Below are 25,870 nucleotides of genomic sequence, written 5' to 3' on the forward strand. Positions count from 1 at the left end.
GTGGCTCATTATTTTTGGGCCAAATTAAAAGAAACAATATATAGGCCTTTGAATTAATCGAAATGCCTACCACTTATATTGAAGGGAGTTATTTATTTATGTGGAGTTTATTTGGTGGTTTATCCCATGATATGGGTATTGATTTGGGTACTGCAAACACCTTGGTACATGTTAAGGGCAAGGGTATTGTTCTTCGTGAGCCATCTGTTGTTGCGATAAAGAGCGATAGTGGTGAGGTACTGGCAGTAGGTGATGATGCTAAGCGTATGCTGGGTCGTACTCCAGGCAGCATCATTGCAATTCGTCCTATGAAGGATGGCGTTATTGCTGATTTTGATGTAACTCAGGCTATGTTGAAATATTTTATCCGCAAGGCAATGAACACCAAGTCTTTTGTTCGTCCTCGCGTGGTTGTAGGAGTTCCTTCCGGCGTTACTGAGGTTGAGAAGCGTGCTGTAATCGATGCTGCCCAGCAGGCTGGTGCCCGTGAGGCATATCTGATTGAGGAGCCTATGGCTGCGGCTATTGGTGCAGGCCTTCCAGTTGAAGAGGCTACTGGCTCCATGGTAGTTGATATCGGCGGTGGTACTACTGAAATCGCTGTAATTTCCCTTGGTGGTATTGTAACCAGCTGCTCTATCCGTATCGGTGGTGACGAGATGGATTCTGCGATTATACAGTACATCAAGCGCGTATATAATCTGATGATTGGTGAGCGTACTGCTGAAGAGATCAAGATTACTATTGGCTCTGCTATCGTAAATCCAAATGCTGATAAGACCATGGATATCCGTGGCCGTGATTTGGTAAGCGGTCTTCCTAAGAATCTTACCATCAGAGCAAGTGAAATTCGTGATGCTCTCAGTGAGCCTGTATACAAGATTATTGATGCTGTAAAGGGTACTTTGGAGAAGACTCCACCTGAATTGGCAGCAGACGTAATGGATCATGGTATTATGATGACTGGTGGCGGTGCTCTCCTCAGCAATCTGGATAAGCTCCTTAGCAATGAAACTGGTATGCCGGTATTGGTATCTGAGGATGCTCTTTCCTGTGTTGGTGAAGGTACTGGCCGTTCCCTGGAGAACATTGAGCTCCTGAAGCGTGTTGTTATGACTACAAAGAAGTTGAGATAAGATGAGCAGGATTAGACGGGATAATAATGCACGGAAGACAACTTGGATGCTCGTGGTGGTAGCTCTAAGTATTTTTGTGATTATTTTTTTCGCCGCCCGTGGCCGTATGACACCTGTTTTGACCAGTCCTGCTGTAGTTTCGGCTTTGGCTCCGTTTCAGCGGGCCATTTCCTGGGCTGGGTCCCAGGTCAACGGTGTGGCTACAACTGTATGGGAAGTTGCAACTGTATATTATCAGAACAAGGAGTTGCGTGAAGAGGTTATTACCCTTCGCCAGCAGAATCTTCAGGCGTATGAATACGCAGCTGAAAATATGCGTCTAAGGGAAATGCTTAATTACAAGACTACAGCTGTTCAATTTGATTTGATGCCGGCCAAGGTTATTGGTCGGGAGTCTTCCACTTGGACCAGTATGATTGTAATTAATCGTGGCTCCTCTGATGGTATAGCAAAAAATATGCCTGTGGTAACGGAAAAGGGCCTTGTAGGTGTGATTACTGAGGTGTCTCCAAATGCCTCCAAGGTTCAGTTAATCCTTGATCCACGCTCATCTGTGGGTACCTTGGTGCAGCGTCCGGAGTCCAGGGTTGCCGGCATTGTTCAGGGTAATCCAAGTGACCCTATGCTTCCTCAGATGATTAACATTCCCCGCAATGCAGATGTAATTGAGGGGGATGTTATTGTTACCTCAGGCTTTGGCGGTGTTTATCCAAAGGGATTGCTGATAGGCTCTGTAGCCAATATTCAGAATGATGACGGTGGCCTTTTGGAGATAGCTTATCTTTACACAGCTGTAGATTTCCAGAAGCTGGAGGATGTACTTATCATTACGGCTTCCCGTGAAGCACCACCAGAGCCTTTGACTGCTCCTAAACAGACACCTGGAACGGAGACTGACAAGGACGGCAATCCAATAGGTGGGGATGGAAAGTGATGAAGAATTTTCTGGCCTGGCTATTATTTGTTTTAGCAGTTTATGCATTTCAGTCCGCCTTTATGCCATTGGTGTATTTTTATGGTATTGGGCCGGATTTAATATTATTGATGACCAGCTCTATAGGCTTCCTCAATGGAAAAAAAGTAGGCAGCTTTGCTGGTTTTCTGCTGGGTCTTTTTGAAGATCTGGCCACAGGGACTTTTTTTGGATTAAATGCCTTTACCAAGCTCATTGTAGGTTATGTATGTGGCGTTTTTTCCACCAGGGTGCTCAAGGACAGCTTTGGACTGCCAGTTACGGCATCAGTCCTGAATACGGCGGCAGTTTTCCTTATGACTGAGGCTATAATGCTGCTGTTGGGGTACCGGTTTAATATATTCACGCATTTATATACTAAGCTTGGTCCTCTTATTTGTTACAATTTAGTGTTTGCTTGGCCGATACATTGTGCCGTAAGATGGCTGCATAAAAAAACAGCAGATAAGAAATAACGAGTGTGGGAGTTTTTTGAGTGAACACAAACACAAATAATATAGAGTTTGGCGGCCGCCTGCGGGTAATTGGCTATATTATTGTGCTGGTTATTGCAGTGCTGATAGGCCGCATTGGTTATTTGCAGCTATATGATGGCGACTATTATGCAAGCCTTGCAGATGGTAATCGCATTCGTATAGTACCTGCAGTAGCTCCTCGTGGTACGTTTTATGACAGAAATGGCAATATGATGGTCACCAACAGACCAGGTTTTGCAGTGTCTTTGTTGCCATTGACGGAGCCAATTTCTGATGAGGTTATAAATCGCCTTTCAGCGCTTCTGAAGGTTCCAACGGGGACTATAAATGAAAAGATTGATGCCCATATAGGCTTTGATCCTATTCGTATAAAGACAGATGTAGGTCCTGAAATTCTCAGTATTATCGCTGAGCAGAAGGATCTTTATCCCGGAGTAGTGGTGGAGGTTCTGCCAATCCGGGAATATATTTACAAGGAACAGGCTGTACACGTATTTGGTTACGTTAGTGAAATTAACGATGCTGAGCTGGAGGCCAAAAAAGATTCTCCTCACAAATACAAGATGGGAGATATTATTGGTAAGGCCGGTTTGGAACGGGTATATGATTTGGAGCTGCGCGGTGAAGACGGCGGCGAGCAGGTGGAGGTAGATGTTACTGGTAAGCCTGTGGAAATCCTTGGTAAGAAAAATCCTGTTCCTGGTTCTGATCTCTATCTGACCATTGACAAGGATATTCAGGCAGCCGCAGAAAAGGCTGTGGATGAACAGCTGGTGGCTGTAGGTGCCAAAGCAGCAGCTGTGGTGGTTATGAATCCACAGACTGGAGAGGTGCTGGCCATGGTCAGCCGTCCATCCTTTGACCCTAATTTGTTTGTAGGTGGTATTTCCTCTAAAAATTGGAATGCCATTAATAATAATCCAAATCATCCAATGGACAATAAGGCTATTACTGGTGAATATCCACCGGGCTCAACCTTTAAAATTGTCACTGGTACTGCAGCTCTGGCAGAGCATGTGGTTACCCCGGAGGAAAAAATCTTTGACTCTGGTAAGCATTGGATAGTAGATAAGGGAAATGCAGACGGAGAGGCTCTTGGTTATATAAACTTTGAAGAGGCCATGGCCCACTCCGATAATGTATATTTTTATGAGATGGGTAACCGTCTCGGTATTGATCGCCTTGAAAAATATGCCCGCATGTTTGGCCTTGGAAAGCCTACTGGTATAAATCTGCTGTTTGAGGCAGAGGGGCTGGTGGCGTCTCAGGAGTACAAGCGCAAGGTATTTGATGAGGACTGGTATTTGGCGGAAACCTTTGATGCTGCCATTGGACAGGGCTTTAACAATGTTACGCCTATTCAGGCGGCCATGGTAATGGGCGAAATTGCTGCTGATGGCAAGCGGTATAAGCCATATCTGGTGGACAAGATTGTGGATCCAGATGGCAAAACCGTAAAGAAATTCAAGCCGGAAGTAGTGGGGCAACTGGAAGTTGAGCCTCAGCATATAAGACTGGTTCAGCAGGGCTTAAAGGGCGTAACAAAATATGGTACTGCGGCATCTGTTTTTAGAGGCTTTCCTATTGAAATAGCTGGTAAGACAGGTACTGCGGAGAACCCTCATGGACGTGATCATGGTTGGTTTGTGGCCTATGGACCGTTTGATAATCCAAGTGTTGTTGTTGCAGTTATCGTGGAGCAGGGCGGTTATGGTGCTGCTTCAGCGGTTCCAATCGGCAGAAAGATTTTGGAGGCGGCCTTTAATATTCCGGACCCTGCCAAGCAGGCAGAGCTGGAACGCCAGAGAAAACAAGCAGAGCAGGCCCAGAAGAATAAGCAGAATAATTCCAATTCCAATAACAAGGCCCAGGAGCAGCCCGCTGTTGTAAATAATGCCCCGGTGGCAGGCAAGGAATATGGTGCTGCAAACAGCAAACGATAATTTTATCATTTTATCTTAATATAAGATAGGTGGGGAGAATATGAGCAGGGATTTGGTAACCATAAAAGGGGGCAAGGATGGCTTCCGTTTATTGGTGGATAGTTCAGCCAGCATGGAGGAAATCGAAGCTGAAATTAAAAAGAAGCTCGATGAAAATCCAGGCTTTTTCCCGGAGGGAACCAAGTTTGAGCTGGAGGTAGCTGACTTGGACCGCTCCGTCAAGAAGGGGATTAATCAAATATTAAGTCAGCATGGCTTGGGCGTGGAGCTGTCTGCAAAGAAAGATCCGCCACCAGTATCAGATGAACAATCACAGATGCCACCTCAGTATTTTATTCAGCATGATGGAAATGTGGAAGCTCAGGAAATGACTGTGGTGGAGCACACTGTCCGTGGTGGTGAGGAGGTCACCAGCCAGGGTTCAGTGCTGGTTATGGGGAATGTTAATCCCGGTGCTCAGATTATTGCCGGGGGCAGTATAGATGTGCGGGGAACCTGTCGTGGCATGGTTCACGCCGGTGCTTGGGGTGATATTAGTGCCGTGGTTATTGCTGACAGGCTTATGCCAACGCAGATTCGTATAGCCAACATGATTGCCCGTTCTCCTGATATAATGGAGAAAAGTGATTTTGCTGAACGGGCATCTATCAAAGATGGACAAATAATTATTGAACCGATAGAAAGGTAGGATTTATAAGAATGAGTGAGGTTATTGTTGTTACTTCCGGTAAGGGTGGTGTAGGTAAGTCCACTACTACTGCAAACCTTGGTGTGGGTCTGGCTATGCGAGGCAAGAAGGTTGTTCTGATTGATACCGATACCGGCCTCCGCAATTTGGATTTGCTCCTTGGTCTTGAAAATCGCATTATGTACGATTTGATTGACGTGGTTGAGGGACGTGTAGAAATTAAGAAGGCCCTGGTACGTCACAAGAAATATGAAAATCTGCAGCTTTTGCCTACTTCTCAGGTGAAGGATAAGTCTGCGGTAAATCCTGCCGATCTGATGGCTCTTTGTGATGAGCTTCGCAAGGAATATGATTTTGTGATTATTGACTGTCCAGCAGGCATTGAACAGGGCTTCCAGACTGCAATTGCTGGTGCGGATACTGCTATTGTAGTTACCATGCCGGAGGTTTCCGCTGTTCGTGATGCCGATAAGATTATTGGCGAGCTGGGTCGCTCTGAAAAGGATAATATTAAACTCATCATTAACAGAATCAGACCTGCTATGGTAGATAGCGGTGAGATGATGGATATGGATGACATCAATGATATACTTGCCATCAAGTGCATTGGTCAGGTTCCAGATGATATTAAGGTTGTAACCTCTGCTAACCGCGGTGAGCCAGTTGTTGGTGAGAGTGATTCTCAGGCCGGCAAGGCTTATGAGAATATTGTGGGACGTCTCCTGGGTGAAGATATCCCGTTTATGGAATTTGAGAAAGAAGGCTTCTTCAAGAGATTGAAGAAAGCATTTAAATTTTGAGGGGGACTTGTAAATGCTTGATTCAATAAAGCGCATCTTTTCGAGTGAGAAATCTGGCAAGGTGGCCAAAAGACGCCTCCAGATGGTGCTCATTCAGGACAGGGCCAGCGTTTCACCGGAAGTGATGGGCATGATTCGTGATGACATCATTCAGGTATTATCCAAATATATGATCATAGATAAGACGGATATGGAAATTTCTCTGGAGAATGTTGATGATTCTGTAGCACTGGTAGCAAATATTCCGGTTCAGAACATGAGACATCATAGATAAGAATTACGAAGCTGTTGCATAATAGTGTGGCAGTGTTCATCTGAAGAAGGGGTGTTCCTGATGTATCCCTTCCAAACTTTTTAAAAGATGATTTAAAATACAGTGATGGTCCTAGTGGGTGTCACTGTATTTTTTTGCTATACTTGGTTGTTCTTTCACATGGTTCGTGATAACATATATAAGCTATACTAGAATTTAAATTTGGAGGAAGGATCCTTGATTTTAAATAAAAAATTTAGAAAAATAGATGTGGAGCTTATTGCCGGGGTGGCCGGTATAATCATTATGAGCCTTATCACCATTGGTAGTGCCACTCATATAAATACCCCATCTGAGGATAGATATTGGTATGTACTTAGACAGGGCATATTCACCCTTCTGAATGTGGGAGTTATATTCTTCTTTATGAATTTTGACTACAAGGCACTACAGTCTTATGGCAAGAAACTGTATATTTTTAACATAATTATGCTGCTGGCCGTAATGTTTTTGGGTCAGTCTGCTCTTGGTGCCCAGCGGTGGATTCAGTTGGGGCCAATATCCATTCAGCCATCGGAGTTTTCAAAGATAATTATGATCATCTGTATGGCCTCTGTCTTTCAGGATAAGATAGGGCAGATAAACAAGTGGTCTGATTTACTCCCATTGGCTGGCTATGTGGGGCTTCCTTTTTTACTGGTACTGAAGCAGCCGGATTTGGGGACATCTCTGGTGTTTATGGCTATTTTTCTTGGTATGATTTTTGCCTGTGGAGTTAATTTGAAGCTATTGGCCTGGATGTTTGGTGTAGCCATGGCCTGTGCTCCGTTGATGTGGCATTTTGTGCTGAAGGAATACCAGAAAATGCGAATTATGGTGTTTATGGACCCTAATGTGGATCCATTGGGATCGGGCTATCATATTATTCAGTCCAAAATTGCTATAGGCTCCGGAATGTTATTTGGCAAGGGTCTATTTGCAGGAACCCAGAGTCAGCTTAATTTTTTGCCGGAGAACCACACTGATTTTATTTTCGCTGTAGTAGGAGAAGAATTGGGCTTTATAGGAGCGACTATTTTACTTCTGTTATATCTTGTGGTGCTGTGGCGGGGTATCAAAATAGCACAGCAGGCCCAGGATAGCTTTGGCATGCTGTTGGCTGTGGGTATAACCTCCATGCTGGCCTTCCATGTGCTGGTTAATGTGGGCATGACAGCTGGTATAATGCCTGTAACCGGTATACCACTACCGTTTATGAGCTATGGTGTCAGTGCTCTTACCACCAATATGTTCGCTGTGGCCATTTTACTTAATATTTATCTGAGAAACCAAAAACTCCAATTTTAAGGTTTCTGTTTTGAATCAATAGAGGAGCTTGAGCAATGATTAAATTAGAACCTGAAATCCTGCAGGCCGTTGAAAAACCTGCCCGTTATACAGGTCATGAGTTAAATGCTGTACATAAGGACTGGGACGAAGTGGATTGCCACTTCGCCCTGGCCATGGCCGATACCTATGAGGTTGGCATGTCCAATCTTGGACTGAAAATCCTTTATGAGGTGTTGAATAACCGTCAGGACACTGCCTGTGAAAGAGTGTATGCTCCTTGGACCGACATGGAAGCAATCATGCGGGACAGAAGCATACCTTTATTTTCGTTGGAGAGCTTTACTGAAATTAAGAATTTCGATTTTCTGGGATTTACTCTCCAGTATGAAATGATATATTCCAATATTCTTAATATGCTGGATTTGGCTGGGATTCCAATTTGGACCAAGGACCGCAATGATGAGGATACTTTTATAGTAGGCGGTGGCCCTACCGTTTATAATACGGAGCCTATTGCTGATTTTTTTGATTTCTTCATTTTGGGAGAAGGAGAAGAAGTTATCTCTGAAGTGGCGAAAACCTTTGTGAAATGGAAAAGGGAAGGAAAGCCAGGTGGCAGAAAAGGATTTTTGAAGGAAGTAGCAAAGCTGGAGGGTATTTATGTACCTTCTTTTTATAACGTTAAATATAACGAAAAAGGGTATTTTTCCTCTATAGAACCAAAAGAGCCTGAGGCAAGGGACAAGATTTATAAACGGGTGATTAGGGATTTGGACAGTGTTCATTTCGTGGAAAAGCCTGTAATGCCTTATATTGGTATAGTTCATGACAGAATTATGCTGGAGCTGTTTAGAGGCTGTACCCGTGGGTGCCGTTTTTGTCAGGCGGGTACCTCATATCGTCCTATACGCGAGAGAAGTCGTGAATATCTCCGGGAATTGGCCCGTAAGCTGGTGGATTCCTCCGGTTATAATGAAATGTCTCTTACTTCACTTAGCTCTGCAGATTATTCCTGTCTGGGAGAGCTGGTGGATGATTTATTCGCTGATTTTGAAGGAGAAAAGGTTAGTTTTTCTTTGCCATCATTGCGTATAGATAGCTTTTCCATTGATTTGGCCCACAAGATGCAGCAGGTACGCAAAAGCGGTCTTACCTTTGCCCCGGAGGCTGGAACTCAGCGCCTTCGTGATGTTATTAACAAAGGTGTTACTGAGGAAAATCTTATGACAGCTGTGGAAGCCGCCTTTAAACAGGGTTGGAAGCAGGTTAAGCTGTATTTTATGATGGGCTTGCCTACGGAAACTGACGAGGATATTGTGGGTATTGCCAGACTGGCGGAGAAGGTAGCCAGAAAGTACAAGGAGGTTAAGGGCAAGTGGGGTGTTACTGTAACCATCAGTGTATCCTGCTTTGTACCAAAGCCTCATACTCCTTTTCAGTGGTTTGGTCAGCTACCAAAGGATGAATTTGAACGTCGTCAGCGTCTTTTAAAGGACAGCATTACTGAAAGAGCTGTAAAGTTCCATTACCATGATGCCAGAGTCAGCGTTCTTGAAGGGGCTATTTCCCGTGGAGACCGTCGTATTTCCCAGGTGATTTATCAGGCCTGGAAGGATGGGGCTAAATTTGATGGCTGGACAGACCTCTTTAAGGAAGATGTTTGGCACGAAGCCTTCAGAAAGTGCGGCATTGATATGAAGGAATACAGTGAGCGCACCCGCGATTTCGATGAACCATTACCATGGGAGCATACTACCCCAGGAGTTTCCAAGGATTTCCTTAAGCGTGAATGGAACAAGGCTGTTGCGGAGCAGCTGACAGAGGATTGCCGCCGTGGTAAGTGCTCCGGCTGTGGGGTCTGCCCATCCCTTAAGGTGGATATTGTAGACTGGAAGCGCAAAGAAGGGGAGGTGAAGGCAAATGTATAAGTATCGTGCTCAGCTAACCAAGGGGGATGAAATCAGATATATTTCCCATTTGGATTATGCGGGAGTTATGGAGCGGGCTATTCGCCGTGCCAAGCTGCCAGCTGCTTATACTGAGGGATTTAATCCTCATCTGAAGATGTCCTTTGCTTCACCATTGTCCTTGGGGGTAACCAGTGACGCGGAGTATATGGATTTTGAACTGACAAAGCCCCTCTGCCAGCCGGAGATTTTTGATAAGCTGTCAGCAGCCCTGCCTCCGGGGATAAGACTTATCAAGCTAAAGCCAGTAAAGGAACCAAAGCCTTGTGAGGGGAAAAAGCATAAGGCACTGATGGCTGAGGTGGAGCAGGGCATCTATGAGGTGGTAGCACCTCTTATAGGTGACTGGGATGTTGCAGTTAAGGCTGTGGAAAGATATAATGCTGCCTCAGAGGTTAATTATCATCGTGTTACCCCTAAAAAGACCCGTGATATTGAGGTTAAGCAGTACATGATTGAGCCAGTGAAAATTGGTATGAGTGGTGACTGGGTGAAGCTTACCATGAATATTTCCATTACCCAGACCGGTAGTATAAAGCCAGCGGAAATATTGGAGCTGTTATATAATGAATACGGCCTGCCAGTTGCATTGGGCCGGGCATTAATCAATCGCTGCAAGCTCATGGGGCAAGGAAAAGACCTTATTGATTTAGTATAAATTAAATGCTACATATTCACAGAAAGGAGGATTTGCAATGAAAAACATATATGTGAATGTTATGCCGGAGGAAACTCGTATGGCTGTGGTTGAGAATGGTCAGCTCATGGCTTTGGAGCTGGAAAGACCGGACCATGCCCATTTAGTAGGCAACATATACAAGGGGCAGGTTCAGAATGTCCTTAAGGGTATGCAGGCCTCCTTTGTGGATATTGGTCAAGCAAAGAATGCCTTCCTTTATGTAGGAAATGGCAAAATAGCTTCCACGGCCCAGGCCAATTCTCCCCGGGAAAATGTTACGGTGGGGCAAAATGTCATAGTCCAGATAATAAAGGATGAGGTGGGCACCAAGGGACCACGGGCTACGATGCATTTGTCTATTCCTGGCCGCCATGTGGTATTGATGCCTAATTCTGCATATATTGGAACATCCCATCGTATAGAGAATAATGAGGAACGCCAGCGTCTCCATGATATTGTTCGGGCTGAAGTACCGAAGAACATGGGCTGTATTATACGTACTGCGGCTCAGGGACAGCCAGCGGAAAATATTGTTAGGGATATTCAATACCTAATGAAAATATGGGACGAGATATTGGCCAAGGCAAAGCTGTCCGCCACCAGCTCCCTATTATATCGTGATGCAGATTTGGTGATTCGGATTGTCCGGGACTATCTCACTGATGATGTGGACAAGATGGTTATTGACAATCCAAAGATGTATAAAAGAGTCTGTGACCTTATAAAGGTTACTTCTCCAGATGTCTTGCAGCGAATTGAATTGTACGACGGCAGAAATATTTTCAAGGATAATGGCGTTACCGAGGCTTTGGAGCAGCTGAAGGGCCGCACGGTCCAGCTGAAGTCCGGTGGCTTCCTTGTAATAGATAAGACCGAGGCCATGACAGTTATTGATGTGAATACTGGCAGCTTCGTAGGTGATATGAATCTGGCAGATACGGTGTACAAGCTGAATATTGAAGCGGCCGATGAAATTATGCGACAGCTTCGTTTGCGGGATATTGGTGGCATAATACTGGTGGATTTCATTGATATGGAAACACAGCAGCAAAATGATGCTCTGTTAGAGAGAATGCGGCAGCTGGCTGTGCGCGACCGCTCCAAGACCAACATAGTGGATATTACCTCTTTGGGGCTGGTGGAAATCACCAGAAGAAAATCACGGAAAAATATTGAAAGTATGCTGTATTGCCAGTGTCCTGTTTGTGAGGGCAATGGCAGAGTTTTGTCACCAGAGTCATTGGCAGTGAAGGTATGCCGTAACATTCGCCGAATAGAAGTCAGAAAGCATGCGGCTGATGGCTATATACTTCAGCTCAATCCCCAGACGGCCAATGAAATCAAGGCTATGGACAGCTTTAGACGGCTTAGGGACGAATATGGGGTAGACATTTCCTTGGAGTCCTCACGGGAAGTAATGCCGGGGACTTATATCCTTACACAAAAATAATAATATTTATAGTTGCATTCTGTATTTGTATATGGTATAGTATTTCACGGTGTAATTAGAAAAACGCACGCCAGAGGACGTTTAACCTGTGCCCAAAGTGGTGGTTTAAACGGATGAGGCTGGCGGAGGAAATAAAAACAGGAGGTGCACCACTATGGCAGTTGTTTCTATGAAACAGTTATTAGAGGCTGGTGTTCATTTCGGACATCAGACCAGAAGATGGAACCCTAAGATGGCTAAGTACATCTTCACCGAGCGCAATGGTATCTACATCATTGATCTTCAGAAGACCGTTAAGAAGGCTGAGGAGGCTTACAACTTCGTACGCAGCGTAGCTGAGTCTGGCAAGTCCGTTCTTTTCGTTGGTACCAAGAAGCAGGCTCAGGAGGCTATTAAGGAAGAGGCTCTGAAGGCTGACCAGTATTTCGTAAACGAGCGTTGGCTGGGCGGTATGATGACCAACTTCAAGACTATTCAGGCTCGCGTTAAGCGTCTGAAGGAGCTTGAGGCTATGGCAGAGGACGGTACTTTCGAGGTTCTTACCAAGAAGGAAGTACAGGGTCTGAAGCATGAGATGGAGAAGCTCGAGAAGTATCTCGGCGGTATCAAGGACATGAAGGAGCTCCCAGGTGCTCTGTTCATCGTTGACCCACGCAAGGAAAGAATCGCTGTAGCAGAGGCTCACAAGCTGAACATTCCTATCGTGGCTATTATCGATACCAACTGCGATCCAGATGAAATCGATTATCCAATTCCTGGTAACGACGATGCTATCCGTGCCGTTAAGCTCATTACCGGCAAGATTGCAGATGCTGTTATCGAGGGTCGTCAGGGCGAAGCTGCAGAGGCTCCAGCTGAGGACGCTGAGTAATATAAACCTTAAAAGGGGTAAGGGGATATCCCTTATCCCTTGTTTTTTTGAAATTATATCCGAATTAATAGGGGGAAATAAACAATGGCACAGATTACTGCTGCATTAGTTAAAGAACTGCGCGAGATTACTGGCGCTGGTATGATGGACTGCAAGAAGGCTCTCGTTGAGTGCGATGGCGATAAGGACAAGGCAATCGATTACCTCCGTGAGAAGGGCATTTCCAAGGCTGCAAAGAAGGCTGGCCGCATTGCTTCCGAGGGTGTTGTAGCTGCTGCTTACGATGCTGCCTCTAACACTGCTTGCTTGGTTGAGGTTAACTCCGAGACTGACTTCGTTGCAAAGAATGATAACTTTAAGGCACTGGTTAAGAAGATTGCTGAGCACATCATTGCAACCAAGCCTGCTGATATTGATGCTCTCAACGCTTCCATGTTGGATGGCAAGACTGTTGCTGATGTTATGACTGAGGCTGTTGCTTCCATCGGTGAGAAGCTGTCCCTCCGTCGTTTCGTTGTATATACTTCCGAGAACAAGCTGGCTACTTACATCCACATGGGTGGTAAGATTGGTGTAGTTGTAGAGCTTTCCGGCGGCAGCGATGAGCTGGCACAGGACATCGCTCTCCAGATTACTGCTCAGAAGCCACAGAGCATTGACCGTAGTGGCGTTGATCCTGAGTATCTTGACCATGAGCGTGCTGTACTCCGTGCACAGGCTCTGGAAGAGGGCAAGCCTGAGAACATCGTTGACAAGATGGTTGAGGGTCGTCTCAATAAAACCTATAAGGAAATCTGCCTGGTTGAGCAGGAATTCTTCAAGTCTTCCGATCATGAGACCATTCAGGACATCCTCGGTGATGTTAAGGTTCTCCGCTTTACCCGCTTTGAGATGGGTGAGGGCCTTGAGAAGAAGAACGAGGACTTCGCAGCAGAGGTTGCAGCTCAGATTAAGTAATTAAATATTTTATTCTCATAGAAAAAGGGACTTGCAGACGCGGTCCCTTTTCTTTAAGATATAAATGGTAAATATTGTTTTTGAAAATAAAAATATATTAAAGATTTAGTTATTCTCGGATTTGGAGGTTGTTACAGTGGGAAAATACAAGCGCGTTCTACTAAAGCTTAGTGGCGAGTCTTTGGCAGGTGATCAGGGATTTGGCATTAATCCTGTTGTGGTTGAAGCTATCGGAAAGCAGATAAAGCGCGTACATGATGCTGGTATTGATGTGGCTATCGTTGTGGGCGGCGGCAATATCTGGAGAGGCCTTGCAGGAAGTGCCAAGGGTATGGACCGTGCCCAGGCGGACTATATGGGGATGCTGGCTACTGTTATTAATGCATTGGCAATTCAGGATGCTCTGGAGCAGCAGAATGTTCCTGCCCGTGTACAGACTGCTATCGAGATGCGTCAGGTGGCTGAGCCTTATATTCGTCGTAAGGCTACCCGTCACATGGAAAAGGGACGCGTAGTAATTTTTGGTGCTGGTACCGGCAATCCATATTTCTCCACTGATACCACTGCAGCTCTCAGAGCTGCCGAGATTGAGGCAGATGTTATTCTCATGGGCAAGAAGGGTACAGAGGGTATCTACGATAAGGATCCAAATCAGAATGATGATGCCAAGAAATTTGACAATATCAGCTACAAAGAGATTCTTCTCCGCAGCCTGAGTGTAATGGATTCCACTGCAACCAGTCTGTGCATGGATAACGATATTCCATTGGTTGTATTCAAGATTGATGATTTTGAGAATATTTACCGTGCAGCCATTGGCGAAGATATTGGTACTACTGTAGGAGGTAAATAATCATGATTAACGACATTGTATCTTCCAGCGAGGAACGTTTGAATAAGTCTATTGATGCACTTAAGAGAGAATTTGGTTCCCTACGTGCAGGCCGTGCCACTCCTTCTCTTTTGGATAAGGTTATGGTAGATTATTATGGCACCCCAACTCCTGTAAATCAGGTGGCAAAGGTTTCTGTTCCAGAGGCTCGTATGATTATGATTCAGCCTTGGGAAAAGACTATGCTACATGAAATTGAAAAGGCTATTATGAAGTCTGAGCTGGGACTTTCCCCTAACTCTGATGGCACTGCCATTCGCCTGTCTATTCCTCAGCTTACCCAGGAGCGTCGTAAGGAGCTGGTTAAGACTGTCAGCAAGAAGGCAGAGGAGGCCAAGGTGGCTATTCGCAATATCCGTCGTGATGCCAATGAGCATATTAAGAAGCTGGAAAAAGACAAGGAAATCACTGAGGACGAGTCCAAGAAGGGACAGGAAAAGTTCCAGAAGATTGTTGACGGCTTCATTAAGACTGTGGATACATTAAAGGAAGCCAAAGAAAAAGAAATTATGGAAGTATAATATGGAAATTGATGTTGTAGGCAGACCTTGGCATTTAGCCAAAACCTTGCTTAATGATGCCCATATAATGTATAATGTAACGGTAACCCGACCGACTAAGGATTTTTTTAAGCTTGAGCCTGAAGGGTATTATGTTATCAGACAGCGTCAGCTTTCTGATGGCACGTTAGACATTAGGATAGCAGCTAGGCTGCTGAAGGAGGTTTCTAGTAATGGCTTACAAGATTGAAGATGGTTGCATTTCTTGCGGTACTTGTGCAGGCACTTGCCCTGTAGAGGCAATTTCCGAGGGCGACAGCAAGTACGAAATCAATGCAGATGTTTGCGTTGAGTGCGGTGCTTGTGCAGCAGGCTGCCCTGTAGGTGCAATTGTTGCTCCAGAATAAGACACATAGCAGCCGTAAGTGACTGATAAAAGTGTCAAAAGGCCCCTCAATATGCAATATTTGAGGGGCTTATTTTCTTTGTTTGTGAGTAGGTGTAAGATATGTGGAAAAAGATTTTTGGCAATACTAAAGATGAAAATTCTAATACGTATACATCCCTGCTTGAAAATATAGATAGAACCCGTTTGCCACGACATGTGGCTATCATTATGGATGGCAATGGCCGTTGGGCCAATGGAAAGGGTATGGTTCGTTCTGCCGGACATACGGCTGGCGTGAAGGCCTTGAAAAGAACCTTAAAGGCTGCTTCAGATTTTCATTTGGAGGCTTTGACGGTATATGCCTTTTCAACAGAAAACTGGAAAAGACCAACAGCAGAGGTAGATTTCCTCATGAAGCTGTTTTCAGAATATCTTGAAAAAGAAATTGCAGAAATGGACAGTGAAAATGTCCGTATTGATTTTATAGGCAGGCTGGATGGCTTATCCCCGGCACTGCAGAAGCAGATAGATGATGCCCGTAGGCGGACTGTCAATAATACTGGTGTTAAATTTAATGTTGCTGTTAATTATGGTGGGCAGGACGAAATGGTGCGGGCAGTTCAGTCTTTGGCCCAGGATGTAAAGAATGGCAGCCTGGATCCGGAAAATATTGACAGTAAGCTGCTGGAATCACGGTTGGATACCAAGGATTTGCCACCAGTTGATTTGGTAATACGTACCAGTGGCGATATTCGTCTCAGTAATTTTCTGATTTGGCAAACGGCATACGCAGAATTTTGGTTTACGGATACCAACTGGCCGGATTTTACAAAAGATGATCTGGCAAAGGCCTTGCTTGATTTCAGTCAGCGGGACCGACGGTTTGGTGGTTTAAATAAGAAGAAATGAGGAAACTAAGGGATGCTTACTAGAATAATTACCGGAATCATTGGTATAGTACTGGCTGCTCTGGTTATTCAGACTGGTGGAAGTGTGTTTGCCGGTGCTGTTTTGTTACTGGCCTTTGGTGCTTGGTATGAATATTGTAATGCCTTTAAACAAAAGGGATACAAGCCGACTTTGGTTACAGGAATGGTGCTGATTTCCATTATGTGGGCAGGGGGCTTCTTGGGAAACAATGGATTGCTTGTATGTTCGGTGATGTTTTCAGCATTGGTTATTATGCTGCTTACTGTTTTAAATCACGGAAAATTTGATGTTTTATCTGCTGTGATTTCAGTAGCAGGCATTTTCTACATAGGTTTGTCCTTTGTTCACTTGATTATGCTTCGTTTTATAGGTGAGGAAGCCTATATTTCTACCAGCCTTGGGGATTTTCAGTTGGGCTGTGCATTGGTGTGGGTGGCCTTGATTGGAACTTGGGCCAGTGATACCTTTGCTTATTTTGCTGGTTGTTTTCTGGGAAAGCACAAGCTATGTGAAGCAATCAGTCCAAAGAAAACCATTGAGGGCTTTATCGGCGGCCTGATTGGAACCACCGCGTCTGTGGCGGGGCTAGGCGTATTTTTCGGCTTTGATGTGGTTGTGATGGCTGTGTTGGGCTTTTTTATCTGTATTGTAGCCACCTTGGGGGATTTGGTTGAATCTGTGGTAAAGCGTTATACAGGCATTAAGGATTCCGGAAATATTATTCCCGGCCATGGCGGAATATGGGATAGATTTGATAGTGTAATCTATACTGTACCTTTCGTCTATTATTTCATGTATTGTGCAAGAATTGCTGGTTAAGTTGCCACAATTATTATTGATGGCGTAAAAAGTGGCAGTAAAGCAAAAATGCTTTATTGCCTATTTCTCTTTAAGTGGATTTTAAGGAGTATGTTGTATGAAGAATTTAGTTGTTTTAGGGTCCACCGGCTCCATCGGTACCCAGACCCTTGATGTGGTCCGTGATAATCCTGAGTTGTTTCATGTGTCTGTCCTCGTAGCTAATCGCAGTGATGAGCTTTTGGAAAAGCAGATAAATGAATTTCAACCCGAATTGGCTGTGTTGTCTGATGAGGATGCTGCTAAGCGTTTAAAAAGCAGATATTCCGGAAAAACAAAAATAATGGGAGGCCGTGAGGCTGTTATTGAAGCTGCGGTTTTCCAAGAGGCTGATACAGTGGTTACTTCCCTTATGGGCTTTGCAGGCCTTGAGCCTACTATGGCAGCTTTGGAAGCCAGAAAAAATATTGCTCTTGCCAATAAGGAAACTCTGGTAGTAGCCGGTGAACTGGTAATGGCCAAGGCCAAGGAAATGGGCTGTGCTATTTTGCCAGTAGATAGTGAGCACTGCGCTCTGTTCCAGTGTTTACAGGGTCAGGACCGAAATGCTGTGGAAAAGCTGATTCTTACTGCTTCTGGTGGTCCATTTAGAGGAAAACAGGCAAGTGAGCTTACTGAAGTTACTAAATCCGATGTATTGGCCCATCCAACCTGGAATATGGGACAAAAAATAACCGTTGATTCTGCGTCTTTGGTGAATAAAGGGCTTGAAGTTATTGAGGCTAAGTGGCTCTATGGCGTAGCTTACGATCAGATTCAGGTGGTGGTTCACCCACAGAGTATTGTTCATTCTATGGTGCAGTATCGTGACGGCACTGTAATGGCACAGCTTGGTTGCACAGATATGCGCCTTCCTATTCAGTATGCTTTGACATATCCTGAAAGAGTGGAATCCCGTTTTCCAAGGGTTGATTTCTACGAGTTGGGGAAGCTCACCTTTGAAAAGCCTGATATGGATACTTTCCGTGGCTTGAAGCTGGCCTTCGAGGCTGGAAAAACCGGTGGTACCATGCCTTGTGTTATGAATGCAGCCAACGAGGTAGCTGTGGAGGCCTTTTTAAAGGGTAAGTCTGGTTTCCTTAAAATCTATGATCTTATCGAAAATGCCATGAATAAGGCTGAGGTTGTCTATAATCCTACTTTGGAGCAGCTTCTTGAGGCTGATAAGTGGGCCCGTGAGATTACCCGCCAGGAACTTTCTAAGTTATAAAGGGAGTATACATTATGTTATTGACTATAGTATCTGCGGTATTTGTATTTGGGCTTCTTGTGCTGGTCCACGAGTGGGGGCATTTTATCACCGCCAAGATGACTGGTATGCGGGTTGATGAGTTTGCCATTGGCTTTGGCCCGAAGCTGCTGGACTGGAGGAAGGGGGAAACCCTCTACGCTATTAGGGCAATTCCTTTGGGTGGCTATAACAAAATAGCTGGTATGGACCTTGATGAGGAAGAAAATGATGCTGGTGAAAGAGCATATTATAGGCGACCTGTTTGGGCCCGCATGATTGTTATTTTGGCTGGCTCATTTATGAACTTTGTGCTGCCTGTTGTACTGTTTTTTTTGATTTTTGCTTTTGCCGGTATTCAGACTCCTAATACAGAGCCTATTGTGGGAGGAGTTATGACTGGGGCTCCTGCAGAATCAGCAGGACTGATGGCAGGGGATAAAATTATCACCATTAATGGACAGCAGGTAACAGAGTGGAAGGATATATCAACTCTTCTTAGCGATGGAGCAGGCAAGCCCTATGAGGTCACCTACCAGCGTGGTGAAGATATCGGAAAAACCACTGTGATTCCTATGGAGGATGAAGCTACAAAGCGCGTTGTAATCGGTATTCAGGGTACTCTTGTGACTCAAAATGTGTCCATTGGTGAAGCCGCCAGTCTTTCCGTGGAAAAAACAGTGACTATTATAAAGAGTATGTTAGGCGCTCTTGTATTGCTGTTCACTCAGGAGGGGGCTTCTGCAGAGCTCTCCGGTCCTATTGGCGTTGCTCAGATGGCCGGCGAGGTGGCTCAGCATGGATTTATTCCATTACTTAATTTTGCAGCATTTTTAAGCCTCAATCTTGGTATCGTTAATTTGCTTCCGGTTCCAGCTCTTGACGGCGGTCATTTTGTGACACTATGTATTGAGGCCGTACGTGGCAAGCAGATGAGCAAGCAGGTAATGTATTACATCCAGACTGTGGGAGTGGTACTTCTTATAAGTCTTATGATTTTCGCTACATTCAATGATGTAACCAGATAACGGAGGGATTTTCAGTGATAAAGCGTAAAGAAACAAGACAGATTCATATTGGCAATGTTGCTATTGGTGGCGGGGCTCCTATTTCCGTGCAGTCAATGACCAATACAAAAACCACGGATACAGAGTCTACTGTGGCGCAGATTAACGCCCTGCAGGCAGCAGGCTGTGATATTGTTCGCTTGGCAGTGCCTGATATGGATGCAGCCCTCAATCTGGGGAATATAATTAAAAAGGTAAATGTGCCATTGGTGGCGGATATACATTTTGATTATCGTTTGGCTTTGGAAGCAATTAATCAGGGGATTTCAGCCCTTAGGCTGAATCCTGGAAACATTGGCGGAGAGGCCAATGTTAAAGCGGTTGTAGCTGAAGCTAAAAGGAATAATATTCCAATTCGCATTGGAGTCAATGCCGGTTCCTTGGATAAAAAGCTGTTGACCAAATACGGTGGTGTAACGGCGGAGGCTTTGGTCGAATCAGCGATGGAACACGTCCGCATCTTGGAGGCACAGGATTTTTACGATATGAAGATTTCCTTAAAAGCCCATGATGTACCATTGACTTTAGCTGCTTATCAGCTTATGTCGGAAACTGTAGATTACCCGTTACACCTGGGAATTACCGAGGCTGGTACTGCCCGTACTGGCATGATAAAATCAGCCGTAGGTATTGGCGCTTTGCTGGCTCAGGGCATTGGTGATACCTTCCGCATTTCCCTTACTGGTGATCCAGTGGTGGAGGTTAAGGTGGCCAATGAAATCCTTAAATCCCTCGGTATGAGAGAATATGGTCCAACACTTATTTCTTGTCCAACCTGTGGACGCACCAGCATCGATTTGGCTGGTATTGCAGACGAGGTTGATAAAAGACTGCAAGAAATTACTAAGCCGATTTCCGTGGCTGTAATGGGCTGCGTGGTTAACGGTCCGGGAGAGGCAAAGGGTGCTGACGTGGGAATCGCCGGCGGTAACGGCGAAGGCCTGGTATTCAGAAAAGGTGAAATAATTCGCAAGGTAAAGGAAACTGAACTTGTTGAGGAATTATTCAAAGAAATAGATAATATTTTACAGGAGGACTAAGATAGTGCGCGCAACAAGACTTTATGCACCAACATTAAGAGAAACACCAGCAGAGGCAGAGGTAAAGAGCCATCAGCTTATGCTTAGGGCTGGTATGATAAGAAAGGCCGCTGGAGGCCTCTATACATACATGCCATTGGCTTGGAGAAGTCTTAAGAAAATTATGCAGATTATTCGGGAAGAAATGGATGCAGCCGGTGGTCAGGAAATTGCCATGCCAATCGTACAGCCTTCTGAAATCTGGAAAGAGACTGGTCGCTGGTCAGTATATGGGGATGAAATGTTCAGAGTTTCTGACCGTCATGGCCGGGAGTTCTGCCTTGGGCCAACTCATGAGGAAATGGTTACTACCCTTATTCGGGATGAGGTTCGCTCCTACAAGCAGCTTCCTCTTATGCTGTATCAGATTCAGAACAAATACCGTGACGAGATTCGCCCTCGCTTTGGCCTGATGCGTGGCCGGGAGTTTATCATGAAGGACCTTTATTCCTTTGATAAGGATGAGGAGGGCATGAATGAGTCATATAAGATTATGTATGATGCTTACACTCGCATCTTTAGTCGTATGGGGTTGGAGTTCCGCCCTGTAGAGGCTGATAACGGTGCTATTGGCGGTGGACACTCCCATGAGTTCACTGTATTGGCTGAGGCTGGTGAGTCCAATATCGCATATTGCACCAAATGTGATTATGCCGCCTCTGATGAAAAGGCAGAGCTCACTGTAATTAAGGCGACTGAGGAAGCCATGAAGGAGCTGGATAAGGTTTCCACTCCTGATGCCCATACTATTGAGCTTGTGGCAGAGTGCCTGCATCTTCCTTTGGACAAGACCATTAAGGCTGTTGCCTTCCAGGATGATAAGGATGAACTTATTTTGGCCTTCGTTCGTGGTGATCATGATGTTAATGATGTTAAAGTTGTAAATCTCTTTGAGGATTCCATTGAGCTTCACATGGCAACAGATGAATCCATCATTGCCGCAGGCGGTGTACCAGGCTTTATGAGCCCTATTGGCTTAAAGGAAGGTACCAAAGTGGTGGTGGATGCCACTGTTATGGAAATGTTCAATGCCTGTGCCGGTGCAAATGAAAAGGACAAGCATTACATTAATGTAAATCCTAAGCGCGATTTCAAGGATGTCATTGTGGCTGATATCCGTATGATCAAGGAAGGAGATGCTTGCCCTCATTGCGGTGCTCCTGTAAAGATGACCCGTGGTATCGAGGCTGGTCAGGTGTTTACCTTAGGGACTAAGTATTCTCAGTCCTTGCATGCAACCTTCCTTGATGAAAACGGCAAGGAGAAGCCTTTGGTTATGGGTTGCTACGGAATTGGTGTAAGCCGTACTATGGCGGCTGCCATTGAGCAGAATAACGACGAAAATGGTATCATCTGGCCAAAAGCCATTGCTCCATTTGAGGTTGTAATTGTTCCTATTAATGCCAAGAATGAGGATCAGTTAAAGATAGCTGAGGATATTTACGAGGAACTGAAGGCTAAGGGTGTGGATGTTCTTCTGGATGACCGCAAGGATCGTGCTGGCGTCAAGTTCAAGGATGCTGATCTGATTGGTTATCCACTGCGTATCACCGTAGGTCCAAAATCCGTGGAGGAGGATTCCATAGAATTAAAGATTCGCCGTAATGGTGAAATGGTAAACGCTACAAAGGCGGAAGTTGCAGCAAAGGCTGTTGAGATGCTGGAGAATCTTTAATTGTTTTTTGTCAAGGGAATTCTCTTGACAAACAATATAGCTGTCGCTATAATAAATGAGGTTGATATCTATATGATGAAAATTAATATAATTGAAGCCAATGAAAACCTTGGTTCCCCCGTATCTTTTGAGTTTGTTTCCAATGCTCAGGAGCTGGATGCCGTTCACGAAAACTACAGTTTTGATGGCGATATCGTTGTCAAGGGTGAGTTCGTGGCTACAGGCAGGGGATATCGTGTAAGTGGCCAGATTTCCTGCACCAAGTCATTTGTCTGTGATCGTTGTTTGGAGCAGTCCTCCCAGCAGCAGGTTCACGATTTTGATGAGGCCTATCAGAGAAGAGGCCAGGGTTATGCTGAAGATGACCAAGATGTGAATTATTTTGATGGCGAGCAGGTGGATATATCTCCTATGATTAGGGATGTACTTTTGTCTGATCAGCCGTTAAATAATATATGCAACGCTGATTGTCGCGGTCTGTGCCTTAAGTGTGGTGCAAACCTCAATCATGGCGATTGTGGCTGTGACCGTACTGTTATTGACCCAAGACTGGCGGCATTGCAGCAATTATTGATTAAGAAATAATTCTATTCATTAGTGAATGTTTCGTTAAGGAGGTGTATCCTGAAATGGCAGTACCAAAGCGTAAAATGTCTAAGGCTCGTCGTGATTCCCGTCGTGCCAACTGGAAGTTAGAGGTTCCTGGTTTCGTAGAGTGCCCACAGTGCCACGAGCCAAAGATGCCTCATCATGTTTGCACAGAGTGTGGTTACTATGATGGCAAGGAAGTTATTTCCGCAGCTGAATAATTGACTGCTGAATGAGCAGGCTTCAGGGCCTGCTCATTTTTAATTTTTTCTTGATAAATGTTTTAATTATACACACAATTCAAACATTTAGTAGTTGATAATATTTTTCTTGCCTTTTCATTGGAAAATTAATATAATCATAAGCAGTTAGTAGGACTTGGTACTAATTTTTGTAATCCACGGTTATTTCAACCGTTTATGAAGTGTCAGATTACCAAAGGGATTGATGTATTTAGGGATTAATTCATTTGTTAACCTGACAATTTGTATTGTTTGGAATGAAATGATTTTTGTGATATGATGGTTATGTTGTTTTAAAGGTGAGTACAATGGCGCGGGTAAAAAAGAAAGAAAGACATACACTCTTAATGCGTCAGGTCAGCGAAAAACCTTTTCTCACTGATGAAGAATTGGCCAAACTTTTAGAGGTAAGTATCCAGACTATAAGGCTGGACCGTATGGAGCTGGGCATTCCTGAGGTGCGTGAGCGCATCCGCAGGGTAGCAGAAGAGGCTCGTGAAAAAGTAACCACTATTGAAAAGGATGATCTTGTAGGTGAACTCATAGATCTTCAGCCCGGACGTTCCGGTATATCTCTTTTGAAGATTACTGAGGATATGGTGTTTTCCAAGAACCAGATTGCCAAGGGGCATTATATCTTTGCCCAAGCTAGTTCATTGGCTGTGGCTGTAATTAACGCACCAATGGCGTTGACCGGTGTGGCTAACATCAAGCATAAGGTCCCTGTTAAGCTGGGGGAGATGCTTGTGGCCAAAGCGGAAATTATTCGTCAGCGCAGCAATAAATTCTTTGTCTGGGTTAAGACCAGAAATGACAGGGAAGAAGTTTTTCGGGCAAAATTCATTGTGGTTTCGTTGACTGAGAATTAATAGGAGGCTCAAAATTGAAACTTGCAGTAGATGCAATGGGCGGTGATTACGCTCCAAAGCAGATAGTCATGGGGGCAATTGAGGCCGTTAAAAAATATGACTGTGAAATAGTCCTGGTAGGCGACCGGGAGAAAATAGAAGCTGAGATAAAGGCAAATAATGCACAGAATCTCGATAGATTGACTATTCACCATACCACTGAGGTTATTGAAATGGGAGAGCATCCTGTGGAGGCTGTCAGAAAAAAGAAGGACTCCAGTCTGGTGGTGGCAACTAAGCTGGTAAAAACTGGTGAATGTGACGGAGTACTGTCAGCTGGCAGTACTGGTGCTGCAACTACAGCAGCTACCCTGTTTCTTCGTACTATTAAGGGCGTGGATAAGCCGTCTATAGCTACTCCGCTTCCTACAAAGGATGGGCTTGTTCTCCTCTTGGATTCTGGGGCAATCGTTGACAGTAAACCAAAGGACCTTACAGAGATGGCTCTTATGGGTTCCATTTATAGTCAGTATGTATATGGTATAGATAATCCTAAGGTGGGACTTCTCAACGTTGGTGAAGAGGAAACCAAGGGAAATAAAAAAGTCCAGGCTACATACCCAATGCTTAAGGGCATGAACTCCATAAATTTCATCGGAAATGTGGAAGGACGCGATATTCCTACGGGAATGGCAGATGTTGTAATTTGCGATGGATTTGTTGGAAATATTGTGTTAAAATTTGCTGAGGGTTTGGCAGTAACATTATTGGATTTGATTAAGGATGCCATTAAAAATGGTGGTATTTTCGCCAAGCTTGGTGCGGTGCTTGTTATGCCTGCACTAAAAAAGCTGGGAAAACGACTTGATGTTACAGAGTATGGTGGCGCACCTTTACTTGGTGTTAATGGCTGCTGTATAATATGCCATGGTTCTTCCAATGCAAAGTCAATTTGCAGTGCAATTAACGTTGCCAACGAATATGTTAAAAATAATGTGGTTGACCGCATTAGGGATAGCATAGAGAAGGAGGAGATGCTGGCGAATGACAACGATGAAGAAAAATAATGCAGGCATCTTGGGAACAGGCTTTTATGTTCCAGAGAAAATATTAACTAATGATGATTTATCAAAAATAGTAGATACAAGTGATGAATGGATTACGGAACGCACTGGTATTAAGGAGCGCCGTATAGCAGCTGATGATGAGGCAACCTCTGATTTGTCCATGAAGGCAGCAGAACAGGCCTTGGCCGATGCCAGAGTGTCTCCGGAGGAGCTTGATCTTATTATTGTATGTACTCTTACATCCGATAGAATTATTCCGTCCACGGCTTGTATGCTCCAGACACGTTTAGGTGCCAAGAAAGCAGCAGCCTTTGATTTATCAGCAGCTTGCTCCGGCTTTGCCTATGGGCTTAGTGTAGCAGCTCAGTTTATCGAGACTGGTGCCTATAAAAAGGCTTTGGTTGTTGGTGCGGAAACCCTTTCCAAGTATATTAACTGGGAAGACCGCAACACATGTGTACTTTTCGGTGATGGAGCAGGTGCGGCAGTCCTGGGACAAGTTGAGGATGGTTATGGTATTCTTAGCTTTGATCTGGGCAGTGATGGCTCCGGCGGGGATGCAATTCAGATTCCTTCCAGTGGCAGCCGTTTACCTGTCAGCAAGGAAACAATAGATCAGCGACTTAATCTGATTCACATGAATGGCAAGGAAGTCTTTAAGTTTGCCGTTAAGGCTATGGGCAATACTGTGAAGCATTCCCTGGAAAAGATTGATATGCCACAGGAGCAGATTGATTGGCTGGTACCTCATCAAGCTAATATCAGAATTATTCAGTCCGCAGCCAAAAGATTGGCAATGCCTATGGATAAGGTGATATTAACTGTTCAGAAATATGGAAATATGTCAGCGGCTTGCATTCCAATAGCATTGGCCGAAGCTGCTGCTGAGAAGCGCTTTAAAAAAGGCGATATAATAGCACTGTCTGGTTTTGGCGCTGGCCTGACCTGGGCATCATGCATAATCAGATGGTCTAAGGAGGATTAAC

Annotated in this window: 26 protein-coding genes and 1 pseudogene; all 27 read left to right on the forward strand. The window is 44.7% G+C overall.

The window, feature by feature from the left end; all coding sequences use genetic code 11:
- The first annotated feature begins 98 nt into the window (after positions 1-98).
- The 27 genes and pseudogenes from T355_RS0102505 to T355_RS0102640 all read left to right on the forward strand — a co-directional run bounded on the left by T355_RS0102505 (position 99) and on the right by T355_RS0102640 (position 25,869).
- Complete coding sequence (locus tag T355_RS0102505; RefSeq protein WP_027396376.1) at positions 99-1,136, forward strand: rod shape-determining protein; 1,038 nt, start codon at positions 99-101, stop codon at positions 1,134-1,136.
- 1 nt (position 1,137) lies between these two features.
- Positions 1,138-2,070 (forward strand): rod shape-determining protein MreC, encoded by a 933-nt coding sequence (gene mreC / locus T355_RS13270; RefSeq protein WP_051555324.1) that lies wholly within the window; start codon positions 1,138-1,140, stop codon positions 2,068-2,070.
- The gene (mreD, locus tag T355_RS0102515; RefSeq protein ID WP_027396377.1) at positions 2,070-2,564 is read left to right on the forward strand and encodes a rod shape-determining protein MreD; all 495 of its coding nucleotides are present in this window, start codon (positions 2,070-2,072) and stop codon (positions 2,562-2,564) included. Before mreC ends, mreD begins: the two co-directional genes overlap by 1 nt.
- 20 nt (positions 2,565-2,584) lie before the next feature.
- Positions 2,585-4,528: a penicillin-binding protein 2 gene (gene mrdA / locus T355_RS13275; RefSeq protein ID WP_231482966.1), complete on the forward strand. Its 1,944-nt coding sequence runs from the start codon at positions 2,585-2,587 to the stop codon at positions 4,526-4,528.
- Between the two features lie 40 nt (positions 4,529-4,568).
- Positions 4,569-5,216, forward strand: coding sequence for a septum site-determining protein MinC (gene minC, locus T355_RS0102525; RefSeq protein ID WP_027396378.1), 648 nt, complete (start codon positions 4,569-4,571; stop codon positions 5,214-5,216).
- An 11-nt stretch (positions 5,217-5,227) separates the two neighbouring features.
- A complete protein-coding gene (minD, locus tag T355_RS0102530; protein ID WP_027396379.1) occupies positions 5,228-6,016 on the forward strand; it encodes a septum site-determining protein MinD in 789 nt (262 codons plus the stop codon).
- Between the two features lie 13 nt (positions 6,017-6,029).
- Positions 6,030-6,290, forward strand: a complete 261-nt coding sequence (gene minE, locus T355_RS0102535; RefSeq protein WP_027396380.1) for a cell division topological specificity factor MinE — start codon at positions 6,030-6,032, stop codon at positions 6,288-6,290.
- 216 nt (positions 6,291-6,506) lie between these two features.
- Positions 6,507-7,616 carry a rod shape-determining protein RodA gene (gene rodA / locus T355_RS0102540; RefSeq protein ID WP_027396381.1) on the forward strand — a complete coding sequence of 370 codons (1,110 nt, stop codon included), beginning with the start codon at positions 6,507-6,509 and terminating at the stop codon, positions 7,614-7,616.
- Between the two features lie 35 nt (positions 7,617-7,651).
- A pseudogene (locus T355_RS0102545) lies at positions 7,652-10,223 on the forward strand (TIGR03960 family B12-binding radical SAM protein).
- A gap of 37 nt (positions 10,224-10,260) precedes the next feature.
- Positions 10,261-11,694 carry an Rne/Rng family ribonuclease gene (locus T355_RS0102555; protein WP_027396384.1) on the forward strand — a complete coding sequence of 478 codons (1,434 nt, stop codon included), beginning with the start codon at positions 10,261-10,263 and terminating at the stop codon, positions 11,692-11,694.
- A 154-nt stretch (positions 11,695-11,848) separates the two neighbouring features.
- Complete coding sequence (gene rpsB / locus T355_RS0102560) at positions 11,849-12,565, forward strand: 30S ribosomal protein S2 (protein WP_027396385.1); 717 nt, start codon at positions 11,849-11,851, stop codon at positions 12,563-12,565.
- An 84-nt stretch (positions 12,566-12,649) separates the two neighbouring features.
- Positions 12,650-13,522, forward strand: coding sequence for a translation elongation factor Ts (tsf, locus tag T355_RS0102565; protein WP_027396386.1), 873 nt, complete (start codon positions 12,650-12,652; stop codon positions 13,520-13,522).
- 136 nt (positions 13,523-13,658) lie between these two features.
- Complete coding sequence (gene pyrH, locus T355_RS0102570) at positions 13,659-14,375, forward strand: UMP kinase (protein ID WP_037324744.1); 717 nt, start codon at positions 13,659-13,661, stop codon at positions 14,373-14,375.
- Between the two features lie 2 nt (positions 14,376-14,377).
- Positions 14,378-14,935: a ribosome recycling factor gene (gene frr, locus T355_RS0102575; protein ID WP_027396388.1), complete on the forward strand. Its 558-nt coding sequence runs from the start codon at positions 14,378-14,380 to the stop codon at positions 14,933-14,935.
- 1 nt (position 14,936) lies between these two features.
- Entirely contained in the window at positions 14,937-15,164 is a 228-nt protein-coding gene (locus T355_RS0102580) for a hypothetical protein (protein WP_027396389.1), read from the forward strand.
- On the forward strand, positions 15,148-15,321 hold the full coding sequence (locus tag T355_RS0102585; protein ID WP_027396390.1) for a DUF362 domain-containing protein: 174 nt from the start codon (positions 15,148-15,150) through the stop codon (positions 15,319-15,321). The genes T355_RS0102580 and T355_RS0102585 overlap by 17 nt, the downstream gene beginning before the upstream one ends.
- A gap of 101 nt (positions 15,322-15,422) precedes the next feature.
- The gene (locus T355_RS0102590; RefSeq protein ID WP_027396391.1) at positions 15,423-16,211 is read left to right on the forward strand and encodes an isoprenyl transferase; all 789 of its coding nucleotides are present in this window, start codon (positions 15,423-15,425) and stop codon (positions 16,209-16,211) included.
- A gap of 12 nt (positions 16,212-16,223) precedes the next feature.
- The gene (locus T355_RS0102595) at positions 16,224-17,051 is read left to right on the forward strand and encodes a phosphatidate cytidylyltransferase (RefSeq protein ID WP_027396392.1); all 828 of its coding nucleotides are present in this window, start codon (positions 16,224-16,226) and stop codon (positions 17,049-17,051) included.
- Between the two features lie 97 nt (positions 17,052-17,148).
- On the forward strand, positions 17,149-18,300 hold the full coding sequence (locus T355_RS0102600; protein WP_027396393.1) for a 1-deoxy-D-xylulose-5-phosphate reductoisomerase: 1,152 nt from the start codon (positions 17,149-17,151) through the stop codon (positions 18,298-18,300).
- A gap of 14 nt (positions 18,301-18,314) precedes the next feature.
- The gene (rseP, locus tag T355_RS0102605; RefSeq protein WP_027396394.1) at positions 18,315-19,346 is read left to right on the forward strand and encodes an RIP metalloprotease RseP; all 1,032 of its coding nucleotides are present in this window, start codon (positions 18,315-18,317) and stop codon (positions 19,344-19,346) included.
- Between the two features lie 14 nt (positions 19,347-19,360).
- Positions 19,361-20,425, forward strand: a complete 1,065-nt coding sequence (ispG, locus tag T355_RS0102610; protein ID WP_027396395.1) for a flavodoxin-dependent (E)-4-hydroxy-3-methylbut-2-enyl-diphosphate synthase — start codon at positions 19,361-19,363, stop codon at positions 20,423-20,425.
- Positions 20,426-20,429: 4 nt separating this feature from the next.
- The gene (locus T355_RS0102615; RefSeq protein ID WP_027396396.1) at positions 20,430-22,139 is read left to right on the forward strand and encodes a proline--tRNA ligase; all 1,710 of its coding nucleotides are present in this window, start codon (positions 20,430-20,432) and stop codon (positions 22,137-22,139) included.
- A 72-nt stretch (positions 22,140-22,211) separates the two neighbouring features.
- Complete coding sequence (locus T355_RS0102620) at positions 22,212-22,724, forward strand: YceD family protein (protein WP_027396397.1); 513 nt, start codon at positions 22,212-22,214, stop codon at positions 22,722-22,724.
- A 44-nt stretch (positions 22,725-22,768) separates the two neighbouring features.
- Positions 22,769-22,948 (forward strand): 50S ribosomal protein L32, encoded by a 180-nt coding sequence (rpmF, locus tag T355_RS0102625; protein ID WP_027396398.1) that lies wholly within the window; start codon positions 22,769-22,771, stop codon positions 22,946-22,948.
- A gap of 329 nt (positions 22,949-23,277) precedes the next feature.
- The gene (gene fapR, locus T355_RS0102630; protein WP_027396399.1) at positions 23,278-23,838 is read left to right on the forward strand and encodes a transcription factor FapR; all 561 of its coding nucleotides are present in this window, start codon (positions 23,278-23,280) and stop codon (positions 23,836-23,838) included.
- Between the two features lie 14 nt (positions 23,839-23,852).
- Positions 23,853-24,884: a phosphate acyltransferase PlsX gene (gene plsX, locus T355_RS0102635; RefSeq protein WP_027396400.1), complete on the forward strand. Its 1,032-nt coding sequence runs from the start codon at positions 23,853-23,855 to the stop codon at positions 24,882-24,884.
- On the forward strand, positions 24,871-25,869 hold the full coding sequence (locus tag T355_RS0102640) for a beta-ketoacyl-ACP synthase III (protein ID WP_027396401.1): 999 nt from the start codon (positions 24,871-24,873) through the stop codon (positions 25,867-25,869). The genes plsX and T355_RS0102640 overlap by 14 nt, the downstream gene beginning before the upstream one ends.
- The last annotated feature ends 1 nt before the right edge of the window (position 25,870 follow it).

Origin of the sequence: Anaerovibrio lipolyticus LB2005 (assembly GCF_000621545.1) — a bacterium.
GTDB classification, from domain to species: domain Bacteria; phylum Bacillota; class Negativicutes; order Selenomonadales; family Selenomonadaceae; genus Anaerovibrio; species Anaerovibrio lipolyticus_A.

What these genes read in the sequence shown, in the direction of transcription:
- T355_RS0102505 (WP_027396376.1), top strand. Translation starts at nt 99, where the DNA reads ATGTGGAGTTTATTTGGTGGTTTATCCCATGATATGGGTATTGATTTG.
- mreC (WP_051555324.1), top strand. Translation starts at nt 1,138, where the DNA reads ATGAGCAGGATTAGACGGGATAATAATGCACGGAAGACAACTTGGATG.
- mreD (WP_027396377.1), top strand. Translation starts at nt 2,070, where the DNA reads ATGAAGAATTTTCTGGCCTGGCTATTATTTGTTTTAGCAGTTTATGCA.
- minC (WP_027396378.1), top strand. Translation starts at nt 4,569, where the DNA reads ATGAGCAGGGATTTGGTAACCATAAAAGGGGGCAAGGATGGCTTCCGT.
- minD (WP_027396379.1), top strand. Translation starts at nt 5,228, where the DNA reads ATGAGTGAGGTTATTGTTGTTACTTCCGGTAAGGGTGGTGTAGGTAAG.
- minE (WP_027396380.1), top strand. Translation starts at nt 6,030, where the DNA reads ATGCTTGATTCAATAAAGCGCATCTTTTCGAGTGAGAAATCTGGCAAG.
- T355_RS0102555 (WP_027396384.1), top strand. Translation starts at nt 10,261, where the DNA reads ATGAAAAACATATATGTGAATGTTATGCCGGAGGAAACTCGTATGGCT.
- rpsB (WP_027396385.1), top strand. Translation starts at nt 11,849, where the DNA reads ATGGCAGTTGTTTCTATGAAACAGTTATTAGAGGCTGGTGTTCATTTC.
- tsf (WP_027396386.1), top strand. Translation starts at nt 12,650, where the DNA reads ATGGCACAGATTACTGCTGCATTAGTTAAAGAACTGCGCGAGATTACT.
- frr (WP_027396388.1), top strand. Translation starts at nt 14,378, where the DNA reads ATGATTAACGACATTGTATCTTCCAGCGAGGAACGTTTGAATAAGTCT.
- T355_RS0102580 (WP_027396389.1), top strand. Translation starts at nt 14,937, where the DNA reads ATGGAAATTGATGTTGTAGGCAGACCTTGGCATTTAGCCAAAACCTTG.
- T355_RS0102585 (WP_027396390.1), top strand. Translation starts at nt 15,148, where the DNA reads ATGGCTTACAAGATTGAAGATGGTTGCATTTCTTGCGGTACTTGTGCA.
- T355_RS0102590 (WP_027396391.1), top strand. Translation starts at nt 15,423, where the DNA reads ATGTGGAAAAAGATTTTTGGCAATACTAAAGATGAAAATTCTAATACG.
- T355_RS0102595 (WP_027396392.1), top strand. Translation starts at nt 16,224, where the DNA reads ATGCTTACTAGAATAATTACCGGAATCATTGGTATAGTACTGGCTGCT.
- T355_RS0102600 (WP_027396393.1), top strand. Translation starts at nt 17,149, where the DNA reads ATGAAGAATTTAGTTGTTTTAGGGTCCACCGGCTCCATCGGTACCCAG.
- rseP (WP_027396394.1), top strand. Translation starts at nt 18,315, where the DNA reads ATGTTATTGACTATAGTATCTGCGGTATTTGTATTTGGGCTTCTTGTG.
- T355_RS0102620 (WP_027396397.1), top strand. Translation starts at nt 22,212, where the DNA reads ATGATGAAAATTAATATAATTGAAGCCAATGAAAACCTTGGTTCCCCC.
- rpmF (WP_027396398.1), top strand. Translation starts at nt 22,769, where the DNA reads ATGGCAGTACCAAAGCGTAAAATGTCTAAGGCTCGTCGTGATTCCCGT.
- fapR (WP_027396399.1), top strand. Translation starts at nt 23,278, where the DNA reads ATGGCGCGGGTAAAAAAGAAAGAAAGACATACACTCTTAATGCGTCAG.
- T355_RS0102640 (WP_027396401.1), top strand. Translation starts at nt 24,871, where the DNA reads ATGAAGAAAAATAATGCAGGCATCTTGGGAACAGGCTTTTATGTTCCA.